The 16664-nt window shown below is 72.6% G+C and carries 13 protein-coding genes and 1 pseudogene; 8 read left to right on the forward strand and 6 right to left on the reverse strand.

The features are described 5' to 3' along the window. The first annotated feature begins 221 nt into the window (after window positions 1-221). The 4 genes from aspA (at window position 222) to ABT070_RS07110 (ending at window position 5631) form a co-directional block, all read left to right on the forward strand. Window positions 222-1634 (forward strand): aspartate ammonia-lyase, encoded by a 1413-nt coding sequence (aspA, locus tag ABT070_RS07095; protein WP_351755811.1) that lies wholly within the window; start codon window positions 222-224, stop codon window positions 1632-1634. 54 nt (window positions 1635-1688) lie between these two features. Continuing rightward, a complete protein-coding gene (locus ABT070_RS07100; RefSeq protein WP_351755814.1) occupies window positions 1689-2618 on the forward strand; it encodes a glutaminase in 930 nt (309 codons plus the stop codon). A 149-nt stretch (window positions 2619-2767) separates the two neighbouring features. Beyond that, window positions 2768-4174, forward strand: coding sequence for a polyprenol phosphomannose-dependent alpha 1,6 mannosyltransferase MptB (gene mptB / locus ABT070_RS07105; RefSeq protein ID WP_351755817.1), 1407 nt, complete (start codon window positions 2768-2770; stop codon window positions 4172-4174). After that, on the forward strand, window positions 4171-5631 hold the full coding sequence (locus tag ABT070_RS07110; protein ID WP_351755819.1) for a glycosyltransferase 87 family protein: 1461 nt from the start codon (window positions 4171-4173) through the stop codon (window positions 5629-5631). The genes mptB and ABT070_RS07110 overlap by 4 nt, the downstream gene beginning before the upstream one ends. 35 nt (window positions 5632-5666) lie before the next feature. Here the strand turns inward: ABT070_RS07110 and ABT070_RS07115 are convergent. Both ABT070_RS07115 and rho read right to left on the reverse strand, forming a co-directional pair. Then, a pseudogene (locus ABT070_RS07115) lies at window positions 5667-6578 on the reverse strand (D-alanyl-D-alanine carboxypeptidase family protein); the annotation flags it as partial. An 88-nt stretch (window positions 6579-6666) separates the two neighbouring features. Beyond that, on the reverse strand, window positions 6667-7809 hold the full coding sequence (rho, locus tag ABT070_RS07120) for a transcription termination factor Rho (RefSeq protein ID WP_351755822.1): 1143 nt from the start codon (window positions 7807-7809) through the stop codon (window positions 6667-6669). Window positions 7810-8438: 629 nt separating this feature from the next. Here rho and ABT070_RS07125 point away from each other — a divergent pair. The 4 genes from ABT070_RS07125 to ABT070_RS07140 all read left to right on the forward strand — a co-directional run bounded on the left by ABT070_RS07125 (window position 8439) and on the right by ABT070_RS07140 (window position 12256). Further along, complete coding sequence (locus tag ABT070_RS07125) at window positions 8439-9209, forward strand: SDR family NAD(P)-dependent oxidoreductase (RefSeq protein ID WP_351755824.1); 771 nt, start codon at window positions 8439-8441, stop codon at window positions 9207-9209. A 6-nt stretch (window positions 9210-9215) separates the two neighbouring features. Next, window positions 9216-9629: a VOC family protein gene (locus ABT070_RS07130; protein ID WP_351755827.1), complete on the forward strand. Its 414-nt coding sequence runs from the start codon at window positions 9216-9218 to the stop codon at window positions 9627-9629. A gap of 11 nt (window positions 9630-9640) precedes the next feature. After that, window positions 9641-11176: an MFS transporter gene (locus tag ABT070_RS07135; RefSeq protein ID WP_351755829.1), complete on the forward strand. Its 1536-nt coding sequence runs from the start codon at window positions 9641-9643 to the stop codon at window positions 11174-11176. A gap of 174 nt (window positions 11177-11350) precedes the next feature. Continuing rightward, window positions 11351-12256 carry a hypothetical protein gene (locus ABT070_RS07140; protein ID WP_351755832.1) on the forward strand — a complete coding sequence of 302 codons (906 nt, stop codon included), beginning with the start codon at window positions 11351-11353 and terminating at the stop codon, window positions 12254-12256. 82 nt (window positions 12257-12338) lie between these two features. Here ABT070_RS07140 and ABT070_RS07145 read toward each other — a convergent pair whose 3' ends face one another. From ABT070_RS07145 to ABT070_RS07160, 4 genes are all read right to left on the reverse strand, one after another. Next, window positions 12339-13121 (reverse strand): SDR family NAD(P)-dependent oxidoreductase, encoded by a 783-nt coding sequence (locus tag ABT070_RS07145; RefSeq protein ID WP_351755834.1) that lies wholly within the window; start codon window positions 13119-13121, stop codon window positions 12339-12341. 38 nt (window positions 13122-13159) lie between these two features. Continuing rightward, window positions 13160-14134, reverse strand: coding sequence for a LysR family transcriptional regulator (locus tag ABT070_RS07150; RefSeq protein WP_351755837.1), 975 nt, complete (start codon window positions 14132-14134; stop codon window positions 13160-13162). Between the two features lie 158 nt (window positions 14135-14292). Continuing rightward, window positions 14293-15249, reverse strand: a complete 957-nt coding sequence (locus tag ABT070_RS07155) for a fumarylacetoacetate hydrolase family protein (protein WP_351755839.1) — start codon at window positions 15247-15249, stop codon at window positions 14293-14295. 3 nt (window positions 15250-15252) lie between these two features. Next, window positions 15253-16659, reverse strand: coding sequence for an FAD-binding oxidoreductase (locus ABT070_RS07160; RefSeq protein ID WP_351755841.1), 1407 nt, complete (start codon window positions 16657-16659; stop codon window positions 15253-15255). Window positions 16660-16664: the final 5 nt, after the last annotated feature.

Here is a 16664-nt window from a genome sequence, read left to right on the forward strand (position 1 = left end):
GGCGCACCGCCGGATCCCCGCGCGCGGTCCCGCGTCGCGGCCGGGCCCCCGCGCCCGGCCCCCGAAACCGCCGGTCCGGTCACCACCGGACCGGTGCCCGACCGGCTCGGGCGGACGTCACCCCGTACCGCCCGAGCCGGCGCCCCCACCCCCTCCGCGCCGCCCGCCGCTCACCCGCACCCGCACCCGCACCCTCACCCTCGGAAAGAGGCCGCACCCTCATGACCGCCGCCGTCACCCGCAGCGAACACGACCTGCTCGGAGACCGGGACGTCCCGGCCGACGCGTACTGGGGCGTCCACACCCTGCGCGCCACGGAGAACTTCCCCATCACCGGGACGCCGATCTCCGCCTACCCGCATCTCATCGACGCCCTCGCCGCCGTCAAGGAGGCCGCCGCCCTCGCCAACGAGGAGCTCGGCCTGCTCGCGCCGGACAAGACGGCCGCCATCGTCGCCGCCTGCCGTGAGATCCGCGCGGGGAAGCTGCACGACCAGTTCGTCGTCGACGTCGTCCAGGGCGGCGCGGGCACCTCGACCAACATGAACGCCAACGAGGTCGTCGCCAACCGCGCGCTGGAGCTGCTGGGGCACGCGAAGGGGGAGTACCGGTACCTGCACCCCAACGAGGACGTCAACCTCGGGCAGTCGACCAACGACGTCTACCCGACGGCCGTCAAGATAGCGACGGTCTTCGCGGTACGTGGACTGCTCAAGGCGATGTCCGTACTGCAGGACGCGTTCGCCCGTAAGGCCGTCGAGTTCCGTGACGTGCTCAAGATGGGCCGTACACAGTTGCAGGACGCGGTGCCGATGACGCTCGGTCAAGAGTTCTCGGCCTATGCCGTCATGATCGACGAGGACCGCAACCGTCTTGACGAGGCCGTCCAGTTGATCCATGAGATCAACCTGGGGGCCACGGCCATCGGGACCGGCCTCAACGCCCCCGCCGGATACGCCGAGGCCGCCCGCCGCCACCTCGCCGAGATCACCGGGCTGCCGCTGGTCACCGCGGCCAACCTGGTCGAAGCCACCCAGGACTGCGGCGCGTTCGTCCAGATGTCCGGCGTGCTCAAGCGCGTCGCCGTCAAGCTCTCCAAGAGCTGCAACGATCTGCGGCTGCTGTCCTCCGGGCCGCGCGCCGGCCTCGGCGAGATCAACCTGCCGCCCGTGCAGGCCGGTTCGTCCATCATGCCGGGCAAGGTCAACCCGGTGATCCCCGAGGTCGTCAACCAGGTCGCCTTCGAGGTGATCGGCAACGACGTCACCATCACGATGGCCGCCGAGGCCGGACAGCTCCAGCTCAACGCCTTCGAGCCGATCATCCTGCACTCCCTGTCCGAGTCCATCACCCATCTGCGCGCCGCCTGCCTCACCCTCGCCGAGCGCTGCGTGGACGGCATCACCGCCAACACCGAGGTGCTGCGCGCGAGCGTCGAGAACTCCATCGGCCTGGTCACCGCCCTCAACCCGCACATCGGGTACACGGCGGCCACCGACATCGCCAAGGAGGCACTCGTCACCGGCCGCGGCGTCGCCGAACTCGTCCTGGAGAAGGGCCTGCTGCCCGCCGAGCGGCTCGCCGCCCTGCTGCGCCCCGAGGTCCTGGCGGGCAGCGGAGCACCCCTCGTCTGACATCCGTCACCTGCGACGACGCGCCAGGACCGGTACGGAGGCACAATAGTGATCATGACAACGACGCCGTCCCGTGCCTTCCAGCCGGTCCTGGACCGCATCGCCGAGGAGATGGAACGCACCCCGGGCCGGGGCCGCCCCGCCGACTACATCCCGGCGCTCGCGGTCTGCGACCCGCGCCGCTTCGGCATGGCCGTCGCGGAGCCGGACGGCACGGTGTACGGCGTGGGGGACTGGCGGGTGCCGTTCTCCACGCAGTCCCTCACCAAGGTCTTCACCCTCGCCCTGGACCTGGCCCGCGAGGGCGACGAACTCTGGGAGCACGTGGGCCGCGAACCCTCGGGCAACCCCTTCAACTCCCTGGTCCAGCTGGAGTACGAGAACGGCATCCCGCGCAACCCCTTCATCAACGCGGGCGCGCTGGTCGTCACCGACCGGCTCCAGACCCGTACGGGGGACGCGGCGACCGAACTCCTCGGCTTCCTGCGTGCGGAGAGCGGCAACGCCACGCTCGGCTTCGACGAGGAGATCGCCGCCTCGGAGGCCGCGCACGGCGACCGCAACGCCGCCCTCGCCCACTTCATGGCGTCCTACGGCAACATCGACAACCCGGTGCCGGTCCTCCTCGACCAGTACTTCCGGCAGTGCTCCCTCACCGCCTCCTGCGCCGACCTCGCCCTGGCCACCGGATTCCTCGCCCGGCACGGCGTCCGCGCCGACGGCACCCGGCTGCTCACCGGCAGCCAGGCCAAGCAGGTCAACGCGGTGATGCTGACCTGCGGCACCTACGACGCGGCCGGCGACTTCGCCTACCGGGTCGGCCTGCCCGGCAAGAGCGGCGTGGGCGGCGGCATCATCGCCGTCGTACCCGGCCGCTGCACGCTGTGCGTGTGGAGCCCGGGTCTGGACGAACGGGGCAACTCGGTGGCGGGAGTCGCCGCCCTGGACCGCTTCACGACCCTGACCGGCCTGTCGGTGTTCTGAGCCCGCGGCTCGGCCCGGGCGACCGCCCGCGCGCGGAGCCCGGCGCCACGGCCCTCGTCTCCCTCGTCCCACACGTCGGTCACGCGCAGGCCGCCGCCAGGCAGACCCGATGTCGCTCTGCGGTCACCCGGGGCCGACACCATGACGGAGTGCTGGCCAAGGCTTTCCCCGTCGATCTCCGTCGCTGCCAGGTTCTGGGCCTGGCCGGCACGGCCTGTCTCGCGCTCGGCGGCGAGACGGCCGGCGCGCTGCCCGCCCGGGAAATCCTGGCGCCGTCCTCGGCGCACGCCGTGCTCGGCCTGGTCGGCGTGTACTTCGGGCTCGTGCTGCTGACCGCGGCCTGGATCCTGCTGGGCACTCTGGTGCGCGGCGCGGATCCACCGAGCCCCCGCGCCCTCGTCCTGGTCCTCGTCGTCTGGGCGGCGCCGCTGCTGATCGCGCCGCCGCTGTTCAGCCGGGACGTGTACAGCTATCTGGCCCAGGGCGCCATGGTGGACGCCCACCTCGACGTGTACGCGCACGGTCCGGCCCGGCTCGGCGGTCCGCTCGCCGACGAGGTAGCCCCGTTGTGGCGGAACACCGGAGCCCCGTACGGCCCGGTCTTCCTCGCCGTCGCAGCCGCCCTGTCCGCACTGACCCGGGGCGCCCTCTCCGCCGGGCTGCTCGGCATGCGGTGCGTCGCGCTGGCGGGGGTGGCGCTGATGACGGCCGCCCTGCCCCGCCTCGCCCGGCACAGCGGAGCCGACCCGGCCGCCGCGCTCTGGCTCGGCGCGCTGAACCCCCTGGTGCTGCTGCATCTGGTGGCCGGCGCCCACAACGACGCGATCATGCTGGGCCTGCTCGGTGTCGGACTGGTGGCCGCGCTCGGCCGGCGCCCGGTGCTCGGGGCCGTCCTGGTCACGCTGGCCGCCCTGGTCAAGGCGCCCGCCGCGCTGGGACTCGTCGCCATCGTGGTGCTGTCCCTGCGCGCGGGCCGGCGCCCCGTCCCGGTCCTGCTGGGCACGGGGGCCGCGACGGCCGCCACCACGGTCGCGGCGACCGCCGTCGCGGGTACCGGCTACGGCTGGATAGCCGCCCTGGACACGCCCGTCTCCGCGCACAACTGGGCGCTCACCAGCCTGCTGGGCCGTGCCACCCGCGCGCTCCTGGAGGGCCTGGGCAGCGACCTCGCGCCCCTGGCGGTGCCCGTCTGGCACGCCCTGGGCCTCGTGGTCACCGCCGTCGCCCTCGTCGCCATCTGGTGGCGCCTGCGCCTGCGCCCGGTGTACGCGCTCGGCCTGAGCCTCGCCACCGTGGCCGCGTTCGGCCCGGCGATCCGCCCCTGGTACGCGCTGTGGGGTCTGTTCCTCATCGCCGCGGCGGCCCCCGACACCCTGACCCGCCACCGGACGGCCGCCGTGGCGGTCGTTCTCGCCCTCGCCGTCCTGCCCGACGGGAACCCCGCCGACACGGGCCGCCTGGTCCTGGCCGTCTCCGGCGGCGCGCTCGCCGTGGTCGTCCTGTGGCAGGCCCGCCTCGCGGACCGGACACCGACCGCCCTGGGGCGCACGGCGTGAGACCCGGTGAGATCCGAGGGGCGATAGCGCCCCGCACGGACCGTGGCCGTCTGCTGCTGCTCGTCGCGCTCGCCACCGCCGTCACCGTCTTCACCGCGACGGTGCCGCTGCTGCGCGACTGGTTCGACCTGCGCGTCTATTACGGCACCGTCGACCACTGGATCCACGGCGGCGGCCGGGTCTACGACTATCGGGTGCCGGGCACTCCGTACGGCTTCACCTACCCGCCGTTCGCGGCCGTCGTCATGCTGCCGATGGCACTGGTCGGGCTGCGCGCCGCGATCGTGGCCGCCCTGCTGCTCAACCTGGCGGCGCTGGCGTTCGCCGTGCGGATGTGCGTCGGACCCCGGTGGCGGCGGTACGGCTGGTACGGAGCCGGTCTCGCCGTGTGCGTTCTCGCGCTGTTCGAACCGCTGCGCGACACCTTCAGCTTCGGCCAGGTCAACCTGCTGCTGCTGGCCCTGGTGCTCGTCGACGCCGGGCTGCTGGCGTCCGGGCGGACCCGGTGGGCCGGGGTGGGCATCGGCCTGGCGGCGGCCGTCAAGCTCACGCCCGCGCTGTTCATCGGCCTGCTGCTGGTCGCCCGCCGGTGGCGGGCGGCCGCGGTGGCCACGGCCGTGGCGGCGGCCGCCACCGCCCTCGCGGCCCTGGTCGCCCCGGACGCCTCGCGCTTCTACTGGACGCGGGCCCTGTGGGACACGACCCGGGTGGGCAGGCTCGACTACGTCTCCAACCAGTCGCTCCAGGGTGTCCTGGCACGGCTGGGTGTGGAGAGCCGGGCGGTCTGGGCGGTGCTGGTCCTGGCGGCGCTGGGCTGGTGGGCGTGGCGGGCCCGGCGGGCGGTCGCCGCGGGGGACTGGCAGGCGGCCTTCGCCCTCACCGGCCTCACCGCCTGTCTGGTCAGCCCCGTGACGTGGGTGCACCACCTGGTGTGGCTGCTGCCGTCCTTCGCGGTGCTGATCCGCGCGGGGCGCCCACGCGTCGCCGGCGCCCTGTACGCGGTGCTGTGCACCAGCGTGGTGTGGCTGTGGTTCGACGACGCGTCAGGCGTCGACGGCTTCCTCGGCAGCAACATCTACACCTGGATCACGCTCGGCCTGCTGGTGTGGCTGCCCGTCGGTCATCTCCCCGCAGGACGGCGGCCGATGAGTCGCAGCACGAGCGCCACGGCGGCCCCGCCCAGCGCGCCGGCTCCCGCGATCAGCGCCGCCTCCGACCAGCCGGGAGCTCTGGCGAAGGCGACGGTGACCGTCCCTCCGGCCGCGGCTCCGGCTCCGGCATCGGCATCGGCTCCGGCCGGGGCCGGCGTCCCGGTCGGCACCGGCTCGGACTCCGCATCCGGCCCGGGGCCCGGCCGCGGACGGGGGCGGGCCCGCAGCGCGTCCAGCGAGCCCACCGGATCGACCCGCCCGGCGGCCGCGAACCCCCAGTCCAGCAGCTCGCGCGCCTCTTCGTAGACCTCGAACCCGCCGCCCGCCTGAGGGTTCATCACCGTCACGACGAGGGTGCGTCCGCCCTGGCGGGCGGCGACGACCAGGGTGTTGCCCGCGTTGCTGGTGTAGCCGTTCTTGATCCCGATCAGCCCCGGGTACGGCTCGACACCGTCCGCCCCGGTCAGCAGCCGGTTGGTGTTGGCGATCCCGTACGACCAGTCCCCGTCCCCGGGGAAGCTCGCCTCCACCGTGGCGCAGTACCGCGCGAAGTCCGCGTTGCGCAGCCCCGCCCGCCCGAACACCGCCAGGTCGTACGCCGAGGACACCTGACCCGGAGCGTCGTATCCGTCGGGCGACACCACGTGGGTGTCCAGGGCGCCCAGGGAGCGCGCCTTGGCCTGCATCCCGGTGGCCGTGGCGTGCCAGCCGCCGTTGAGGGCCGCCAGTACGTGCACGGCGTCGTTGCCGGAGTTGAGGAACACTCCGCGCCACAGGTCGGCGACCCGGTACGTGTGCCCCTCGGCGACCCCGACGAGGCTGCTGCCCGGTCCGATGCCCATGAGTTCCTCCTCGCTCACCCGGTGCCGGATCTCGGCGGGCAGGGCAGGCAGGACCGTGAGGGCGAACAGGGTCTTGAGGGTGCTGGCCGGCGGCAGTCTGCGGTGGGCGTTCGACGCGGCGAGCACCTCACCCGTCCGCGCGTCGGAGACCAGCCAGGACAGCGCCGAGACGTCGGGGACCTCGGGGGCGCCACGGTGGGGTCTGACCTGCGTCCCGGAGCGGTAGAGCACGGACGGCCGCGGCGCGGTCACCCGGGGGCCACCCGGTCCACCCGGTCCACCCGGTCCACCGGGCGTTCCGGGGTCCGCGCCGGCCGGGGCGGCGGCCGCGGCGGGGCCGAGGGCGAGGACGCCCGCCACACAGAACGCGCAGGCCGTCGCAGCGGCCCGGGAAGAGAATCCGATCGTCATACGAACAACGTAGGAACGAACCCGGCGTTCCCCGCGCTGCCCGTGCCGGACACGGGTGTGCGTGCACCCGGATGCCGCACGCTCCGCCCTACGCGGCGGGCAGCGTCGGCTGGATGCGGCGCAGAAAGGACGTGTTGTCCGGGGTCTCGCGCATCCGCTCCAGGAGCGTCTCCAGGTTGGCCTGGCCGTCCCGGGTCTGCAGGGCCCGGCGCAGACCGCGCACGGCGGTCAACTCGCCGGGGGAGTAGAGGAGTTCCTCGCGCCGGGTGCCGGAGCCGTTGATGTCGACGGCCGGGAAGACCCGCCGGGAGGCCGGTTCGCGGTCGAGGCGGAGTTCCATGTTGCCGGTGCTCTTCAGCTCCTCGAAGTAGAAGTCGTCGGCGCGGGAGCCCGTTTCGACCAGGGCGGTGGCGAGGACGGTGAGCGAGCCGCCCTCCTCGGCCGCCCGTGCGGCGCCGAAGAACCGCTTGGGGCCGATCAGTGCGGTCGCGTCGACACCGCCGCTGAGGGTGCGGCCCCCGGCGGCGGCCGCGTTGTTGTGGGCCCGGCACAGCCGGGTCAGTGAGTCGAGGAGGATCACGACGTCCTCACCCGCCTCGACAAGTCGCTTGGCCCGCTCGATGACGAGTTCGGCCAGCGCGATGTGCTGCCGGGGCGCCCGGTCGAACGTCGAGGCGTACACCTCGCCGCGCACGGAGCGCCGCATGTCGGTGACCTCCTCGGGCCGCTCGTCGAGCAGGACGACCATCAGCCGCGCTCCGGGATGGTTGCCGGCGACGGCGGCGGCGATCTGCTGGAGCAGCACGGTCTTGCCCGTCTTCGGCGGGGCGACGATCAGTCCGCGCTGGCCCTTGCCGATCGGCGCGACGAGATCCGTGACCCGTCCGGCGAGGCCGGCCGCCGGGTGTTCCAGGCGGAGCCGCTCGTAGGGGTGGACGGGGGTGAGGTCGCGGAAGTGCCGGCGAGCGCGCGGCTCCTCGGGCGTACGGCCGTTGACACGGGCGACCTCGGTCAGGGCGCGCTGGGTACCGCGGACCCCTTCCACGAGGTCTCCCTTGCGCAGGCCGTGACGGCGGATCAGCGCGGCCGGGACCTGGAGGTCGGCGGGCGTGGGCAGGCAGTCCGCGGGGCGCAACTGCCCCTTCCCGCTCGCGTCGATGTCGAGGACACCGGCGGCGACCCGGGCCGGAGGCTGCTGCTGTACAGGGGGGTGTTCGAGAGTGGTGGTCATGGTGGTCGGTCCTTTCGAGGACGGAAGGCATGAGGCATGCGGAGATGGGGGGGAGCAGCCACGAAGGGAGGGCGCACGGCGCGCCTCGGGTGGCGGGAACAGCACCTCGGCCACGGCAGAACAGAACCGTCGGCGAAGTGGTGCGGGAAAGCCGCTGTACCGGTCGGAAACGACGGGTGACGCGGTGAACTGAAGGGAAATGGCACCGGCGCCCGCAAACGGGGCGTACACAAGTGCTACCGGCACTGTAGCACGCCGGTCGGTCCCGATGGGGTCAACGCGCCCATGGCGATGGTTGTTCCCCGCACCGCACCGCGTCAGACCGCACCGCGTCACACCTCACCGCGTCATGCCCCGCGCCGCCCCGCCGCGCCCCGGCAGAGCAGGGCAGTGGCTCGGCGCCGGCCCGATCCACTTCCCGGCGGCCGCGCAACGGCAACCTCACCCACCCGAAGGGCTCCGCGGACGTGCTGCGCACCCGGTGGTGAACCCTGGCGTCCGTCGTCGCCGCATACCAGCCATACGAACCCCCGATGCCCCCGGGCCGACGCATTTCTTGTTCCGGCGAAAGGCTCTCCCTACGCTGCCACCACCGCACTTGGGCGGCTGAACAAGGGACTTGGGCAATCATGGGTCGACTGGCGGGGAAAATCGCCTTCATCAGCGGCACGGGAGCCGGAATAGGGCGTGCGGCGGCGCTGCTGTTCGCGGCGGAAGGAGCGAGCGTATTCGGCTGCGACATCGACGCCGACGGCGCGGCGGAAACCGTCCGGCTCGTGGAGAAGGCCGGGGGAGTCATGCGCTCCCACGCCCCCGTGGACCTGTCCACCGAGGCGGGTGCGAAAGAGTGGATCGAGGCCGGAATCTCGGCCTACGGCGGAATGGACATTCTTTACAACAACGCCTCCGCGCTGCGGAACGGACCCTTCGACACGCAGCCGGTCGAGGACTGGTACTTCACCCTCCGCAACGAACTCGACATCCCGTACCTGTGCACCCGCGCCGCCTGGCCGCACCTGGTCGCCCGGGGCGGCGGCGCCGTCCTCAACGTCGCCTCGGTGGCCGCCGTACGCGGCGCGCCGTTCCTGCCGATGGTGCCGCACGGCGCCGCCAAGGGCGGTGTGCTGGCCATGAGCAAGCACCTCTGCGCGGCCGGCGCCCCGCACCGCATCCGGGTCAACACCATCGCCCCCGGCATGACCCGCACCTCGGCCACCGCGCCCTTCCTCGACGACCCCGAGGGGCCGAAGGCCCAGCTGGAGGCGAGGATCCCCGTCGGCCGGATCGCCGAGCCGGAGGACATCGCCCGCGTCGCGGCCTTCCTCTGCAGCGACGAGGCCGCCTTCGTCAACGGCGCCGACCTCATGGTGGACGGCGGCGACAGCGCGATGGCGGGCTGACCCGGCATGCGCGCCCGGCTCGACCACGTCGGCGTCAACGTCCGCGACCTCGCCGCCCAGACCTCCTGGTACCGGGACGCCTTCGGGCTGGAGAGCGTCTTCGAGTTCCGCCTCGACGGCACCGGCCTGGCCGGGGTCGTCCTGGAACATCCGCACGGCTGGCGCCTCGAACTCCTCGCCCGCCCCGGATCCGCCCCGGGCCTCAGGGCCCCCGATCCGGTGACCGCCGTCCTCACCGAGGGATACGGCCACTTCGCGGTCACCACCCCCGAACTCGACCCCGTCTACGACGCCCTCGTGGCGCGCGGAGCGGGCGAGGTCAGAAAACCCGGGCCGTCGCCCGAACCCGGCGTCCGTATGGCCTGGGTCAGTGACCCCGAGGGAAATCTCATCGAACTCATGGAGAAGAACGCAGAGTGAGGGAACGCGCGATGACGGATTCGACGTCCTTGACGTCCGCTGTGAAAAGACTCGACCGTGGAACGCTCATAGCATGCTGTCTGGCGGTCGCCGCGGCACAGTTGTGCATTACGGTTCCCTCGCCCATCAACGGAGAAATCCAGGCCGCATTCGGCGCCTCGGGTTCCCAGGTCGCCTGGGTCACCTCGGCGTTCATTCTCCCCACCGCCATTCTCGAGCTGAATTTCGGGGTGGTGGGCGACCTCTTCGGCCGCAAACGCCTGCTGGTGCTCGGCGGGCTGGTTCTCGCGCTCGGTGAACTCCTCAACGCCACCGCGCAGAACATCGGCATGCTCTGGATCGGTCAGGCCCTGGCGGGCGTCGGCGCCGCCGCGCTCTTCCCCAGCTCCCTCGCCGTGATCGCGGCCGCCACCCCCGGTGAGAAGGAACGGGCCAGGGCCGTGTCCACCTGGGCGCTCAGCATCTCCCTCGCCTCGGCCCTGGGCCCGCTGTCCTCCGGTGTGCTCGCCACGGTCGCCGACTTCCGCTGGGCGTTCGTGCCCCCCGTCGTCCTCGGTCTGGTCGTCGCCGTCACCAGCCGGGTCCTCGTCACCGACTCGAAGGCGCCCGAGGGCCGCGCCCTCGACTGGCCCGGCCAGATCACCGTCGCCGTCGGCCTCACCGCCCTGCTCTGGGGCATCATCGAGGGCGGCGAACGCGGCTGGAGCAGTCCGGCGATCGTCGGCTCGCTGACCCTCGCCGCGGTGTCGCTCGTCGCCTTCGTCGTCGCGGAGCGGCGCGCCGAGTCGCCGATGTTCAATCTCGACCTGCTGAGGATCCCGTCGTTCGCGGCGGCCGCCGTGGTCGCGCTGGCCGGCATGTTCGGCTTCATCGGCACCGCCTACTGCGTCTCCATCCGGCTCGGCGCCGTCATGCATCTCAGCGCGCTGCGGGCCGGCATGCCGTTCGTGATCCTCCAGCTGGTCCCGCTGCTCCTGGCGCCGGTGCTGAGCCGGATGCTCACCCGCGTCGAACCCCGCTGGCTGCTCATGGGCGGCCTGCTGCCGATGGCCGCCGGTCAGTTCTGGATCGCCGCCCTGCCCGTCACCACCACCTCCCTGGCCGCCTTCATCGGCCCGGTGCTGCTGCTCGGCATGGGCTTCATCTGCGTGGTCTCCTCGCTCACCTCCGCCGCCGTGAACGCCGTACCGCTCAACATGACCGGCATGGCCAGCGGCGCGACCAGCCTGGTGCGCGAGTTCGGCCAGGGTCTCGGCCCCGCCGTCATCAGCACCGTCGCCATGAGCGCCGCGTCCGCCGCGCTGGTGGGCAAGCTGAGCGGAGCCGACGCCGGGATGGAGGCGGCCGCCGGACCCCTCGCGGTCGTCAACGCCGGCAGCGACAGCGCCCGCGCGGCGGCCCAGGCCGCCCTCGGCCACGGGATGGCCGTCGGCGTGGTGATCTGCGGCTGCGCATCGCTGCTGGGCGCGCTCGTCACGCTGCTGCTGGTACGCAGGAGCACCGCGGCGGCGACGGCCGGCGCACAGGTGCGGACGGCGACCGTCTAGGGCCGGTCCCGAGCCGGAGGAACCACCCACGGGGGAGCGCCGGAGCGACGGCGCACACGGGAGAGGCCGGGCGGATGTCCTGGCCTCTTCCGGGTTCTGTCGCAGATATCCCCAGAGGGTAACGATCCGTGACGGCAAGGGACTTGACAGCTATTTCTGCATTATCTTCACGTCATGTCCACGCCGCCTCAGCCCCCGCAGCAGCCGGAGCAGCCGTCCGACGCGCCGGCCCAGCCGAGCGCGTACCCCTATCCGAATCCGCAGTCGCCGGCCCCCGGCGGGCCGTTGGGCTTCCCGCCGGCGGCGCCCGCGACCCAGGTCGGCCAGCCGAGCGTCTATGCCCAGCCGACCCTGGTCGGACAGCCCGCTCAGCCCCAGCCCCAACCCCAGCCGGTCAACCCGTACCTCCAGCAGGGTCCGTACCCCGTGGTCGGCCCGCCGCCGGGAAGCGGCGGCGGGGGTGCGGGGAAGGCCGTCCTGTGGGCGGCCGTCGGCGCGGTGCTGGCCTCCGCAGCCTGGGCGGCCGGCGTCTTCCTGATCGGCGCCGAAGCCGATCCGGACCTGCGCGGTTACACGGCGCCGTCGAACCTGTGCAACTCCACGGACTACTCGTCCTTCAAGGAGGAGTACCCGGACGACGACGGCACCCCGACGCACAACAGCCTCAAGGACGACGCCCTCGACGAGGGCCTGTGCAGCATCAGCCTGAAGAAGACCACGTCCAGCTACGCGGACGCCTATCTGTACTCCCAGCTGGACCTGCACAAGAAGACCGACCCGGGGCCGGAGTTCACCGCGGCCTGGGAGAACTACGCCGACAGTCACTCGGGTTACGACGTGGAATCCGTCACGGGCATAGGCGACGAGGCCTATCTCGTCAGCAACGACACCACGTCCGGTTCGTCGAGCGGATCCCTCTACGCGACGCTCGCCGTCCGGGACGGCTGGGTGACGTACACGATGAGTTACAGCGCCTACTACTCCTCGTACGACGACGACGCGGATCCGCCGACGCTCGAAGAGGTCACGGGCTACCTGAAGACGGACACCAGGACGACCCTGGAAGACCTCAGGGGCTGAGGTCCGGCCAGGGTCAGGGCCGCCAGGGCCGGGGCCAGGGCCAGGACCGCACGGCACGGTGGCCGGCACGCGGGCAAACGCCTCAGCGGCCGGCCTCCGGCGCGTCCAGCGCGTTCGTGATCGCCATCACCCCGCCGTGCGCCGCGTACCCGCCGTCGACGGTGATCTCCGCGCCGTTGACGTACGACGCCTCGTCCGACAGCAGATAGACGACGAGCGGCGCCACCTCCTCGACGCGGCCGGGGCGCCCCTGCGGTGTCATCGCCAGGTGCGCCCCCACGAACACCGGGTTCGCGGACGCCATCAACGGCGTCTCGATGTACCCCGGGTGCACCAGGTTGGTGCGGATCCCCCGCGGCGCCAGCTCCAGCGCGGCCACCTTCGACAGTCCGCGCAGCGCCCACTTGCTGGCCGTGTACGCGACCGCGTGATGAGCCGTCAGGGCGGCCACCGAACCGACGTTGACGATGGACGAGCCGGCCGGCATCAGCGGAGCGAGCGCCTGGATGCCGAGCAGCGGACCGGTCGTGTTCACCGCGAACGCCCGCTCCCAGTCGGCGAGTCGCACCTGGCCCAGGCGCGCACGCATCGCGATGCCCGCGTTGTTGACGAGGCCGTGCACGACGTCCAGCTCGTCGGCGAGGCCGGCCCAGTCGTCCGGCGAGGACACGTCCAGGTGCCGGTGACGCACATCGAGGCCCTCGGCGCGCAGGGCCGCGGCCAGCTTCTCGCCGGGCTCGTCCAGGACGTCGGCCGCGACCACCGTCGCGCCCTCCCGGGCGGCGGCCGTCACCTCCGCGGCCCCCTGGCCCTGCGCTGCTCCGGTGACGACGACGGTACGGCCCGCCAGACGTGTACGGCTCACGGCTCCTCCTGGGGGTACGGGATTCCTTCCCGTCCACGCTAGGTAGCCGCGGTCAGCTCCGGAAACGCGTGTTCACCATGGCTGGCATCCACTCCGGCGATCACCGGTTCGTCCAGCGACGCACCGACCCGCCGCACCGTCTCCCGCAGCCAGCGGTGCGCCGGGTCGGAGTGCCGGTTGTGATGCCAGTACATGGCCTCCACCAGCGGCACGTCCGGGAACGGCGTCGGTACGACGGCGCAGCGCGCGAAGCCCTCGTAGCGCCGCGCAAGCCGCTCCGGGACCAGGGCCACCAGTTCCGTGCCGGCCACCAGGAACGGCAGGACGCTGAAGCCCGGCGTGCTGACCTGCACCCTCGGGACGATGCCGAGGGTCTCCAGCTGGCGGTCGGTGGGCGTGAGGCTCTTGCCGATCGCGGACGCGGCGTGCGGCATCTGGGCCAGGTCGGTCAGCGAGAGCCGCCCGTCCACCAGGCGCGGATGGTCCGGGTCGACGATGCACACGAACCGGTCGTGCATCACGGCCTCGCTGACCCCGGGCAGCTGGTAGCCGAGCGGCACCACCATCAGGTCGTGACAGCGCAGATGGGTCTCCGTCTCCAGCTGGCCGTCGACGATCGGGTGCACGTCGATCCGCACGCCCGGCGCCTCCTGCGCGATGACCCGCAGCAGCGGCTCCACGAACACCGTCATCACATAGTCGGACATCACCACGGAGAACCGCTGCCGGCTGCGCGACGGGTCGAAGTGCCGGGTCAGCGACAGCGCCTCCTCGGCCTTGTGCAGGGAGGCCTGGACGACGGGCAGCAGCCGCTCCGCGAGCGGCGTCAGCTCGTACTCGCGGCCCATCCGGATCAGCAGCTCGTCGTTGAAGTGGCGGCGCAGCCGGGCCAGCGAGCCGCTCATCGCGGACTGGCTGGTGGAGAGCCGTACCCCGGCATGGGTGACGTTCTTCTCCTCCAGGAGGGCTTCCAGCGCCACCAGAAGATTGAGGTCGATCGCTCCGAGACCCACTGCTGTCCCCTTCCGGCCGCGCCGCGTCCTTGAAGCTCGGTGGAACCGGAGCGTAACGACCCCGTCCATGGCGAGGAAGACTCCGGAGGCAACTCACAGGGATCCGATAGCAGCCATCGGATCCCCGGATACCCGCAGGTCAACGTGGAGCGAGCACGCTACGGCCGTGGCGTGCGGCCCCGCTTGCGCGCCCGCGGGAGATAGACGTCCGTGCGCCCCGGCACGATCCGGTTGCGCAGTGTGCCCAGCCGCTCCACGCGCAGCTCCACCTCGTCGCCGGGCCGCAGCGGCGGCGGGGTGCGCTCCCCGGCCCGGCCCCAGAACTCGGCCAGCGCGCCCCACCCGCAGGTGCCCGAGCCGAGGACGTCACCGGGACGCACCCAGGCGTCCCGGGAGGCGTAGGCGACCATCTCCTCGAAGGTCCAGGAGACGTTCGCCAGGGTGTCGCGGCCGATCAGCCTCCCGTTGAGCGTGGCCGTCATCTCCAGGTCGAGGAAGCCGTCCGGGTCGCGCCTGTCCTCCACCTCGTCGGCGGTGACCAGGGCGGGGCCCAGCGTGTGGGCGAAGTCCTTGCCCTTGGAGAAGCCCAGCCCCAGGTTCTTCTCCGGTTTCTGGAGGTCCCGGGCCGACCAGTCGTTGAAGACCAGGTAGCCGACGATCGTCCCGCGTGCCCGCTCGGGCGTGAGGTCGCGGCCGGCCCGTCCGACGACGGCTGCGACCTCCAGCTCGAAGTCCAGCACCGAGCAGCCCGCCGGTACCGGCACGTCGTCGTGGGCGCCGTAGGCCGCGTGCGGGTTGGTGAAGTAGAAGTTGGGCGCCCGGTACCACTCCTCGGGCACGTGCTCCAGCCCGTCGAGCGACTTCGACACCCCCTCGATGTGCGCCTCGAAGCCGACGAAGTCCCGGATGGACGGGGGCTTCAGCGGCGGCAGCAGCCGCACCCGGTCCACCGCCGGTCCGCCGGGCCGGCCGAGCGCCTCGCGTCCCGCCGCGTGCAGTACGTCCCGCTCGACCAGGGACAGGACGGTGACGCCCTCGGACAGCGGATGGACGACACCGTCCCGCACCACACCGGCGCGCTCCACACCCTCGTACTCGTAGGTCACGAACCGCATCGCTCACTGCTCCCAGTGGTTGGTGTTGGTGACGGCCCCGGAACTGAGGTAGCCCGCGAACAGGCCCCCGGGATCCCGCGCGGCCCGGATCTCGTTCAGCCGCCGCCACTGCGCGTCCCCCATGAACCGCAACTGCCGTACGGTGAAGTCGGAGTCGCCCAGGTACTGGCCCGCCGTCACCGGCCGCATCGCCGCCGTCGCCGAGTCCAGCCAGGCCCGCAGTTCCGCGTCCCGCGCCGGGTCGTCGTACACGACGTAGGTGGCGCAGTAGATCTCCGACTGCAACGAGAAGGCCATGTCGGGGAGCCGGCGCAGCGGAGCCATCGAGAACCAGATGGTGAAGGTCCCCGGGGTCGGGTGCCCGGTGAACGCCTCGCGGATCGCCGGGACCACCTCCCGCGCCGGGCCGGTCAGCCAGGCGTTGTCGACGAGGTAGCGGTGGCCCTCGGGGTTGGCCGTGCGCTGGCCCGCGAGCTGCTCGGCCAGGGTGGTCGGCTGCGCCTCGACCCGGAACAGGGCCCGGTCGGCGTACGGGTTCGCGTGCAGCGGGGCGAGCGCCTCGGCGGCCTGCGCCGGGGTGTCCGTCATCGACACGCCCGTGACCAGCAGCACGGCGGTGCCGGAGCCCGGCGGGGTCTGGGTCAGGGCGACGATCTCGACCAGCTCGGACACCGTGTGGTGCATCCCGTGCAGCCAGGTCATGACCTCGTCGAACAGGTCCAGGGGGTAGGCGTGGACGGTGTGGGCGAGGTGCCGCGGCAGGGGCCGGGTGCGCAGGTGGAAGCGGGTCACGACCCCGAAGAAGCCGGGGCCCGCCCCGCGAGCGGCCCAGAACAGGTCGCTGTGCCGCTCCTCGTCCGCCCGCACCGCTTCGCCCTCGGCGGTGACGACGTCGATCGCGACGATGTTCTCCGCCGCCCAGCCCCACCCGCGCGCGTTCCAGCCCTGCCCGCCCTGGAGCAGAAAGCCGCCGATGCCGACGGAGGGGCAGTGCCCCCCGTTGAAGAAGCGGCCGAACTCACCCAGATACGGGTTGAGTTCGTCGCCGCCCTTGACGCTGGGGGTGGCCGTCACGATCTCGGTGGCGGGGTCGTAGGCCATCTCCCGGAACTCGCCGAGGTCGATCAGCAGCGCGTCCTCGCGCACCGACCAGGCGGCCCAGCTGTGCCCGCCCGAGCGGACGGCGACCTGCCAGCCGCGCTCCAGCGCGAGCCGCACGCCCTCCACGACGTCCTGCTCGCAGACGGCCTCCAGGACGGCCGCCGGCATACGGTCCGCGGGCCGCCGGGCGTTGAAGACCCGCCCGAGGCAGACCTCCTCGAAACCCTCGTCGCCGGGGAGGTGGAGAGTGCCGGAGAAGCGCTTCGCGTGCGGGGGTTCGGGGGTCGCTCCCCGGTCGACGACAGTCAAGGGGT

It is taken from the genome of Streptomyces sp. NPDC002884 (assembly GCF_040295245.1).
GTDB lineage: Bacteria > Actinomycetota > Actinomycetes > Streptomycetales > Streptomycetaceae > Streptomyces.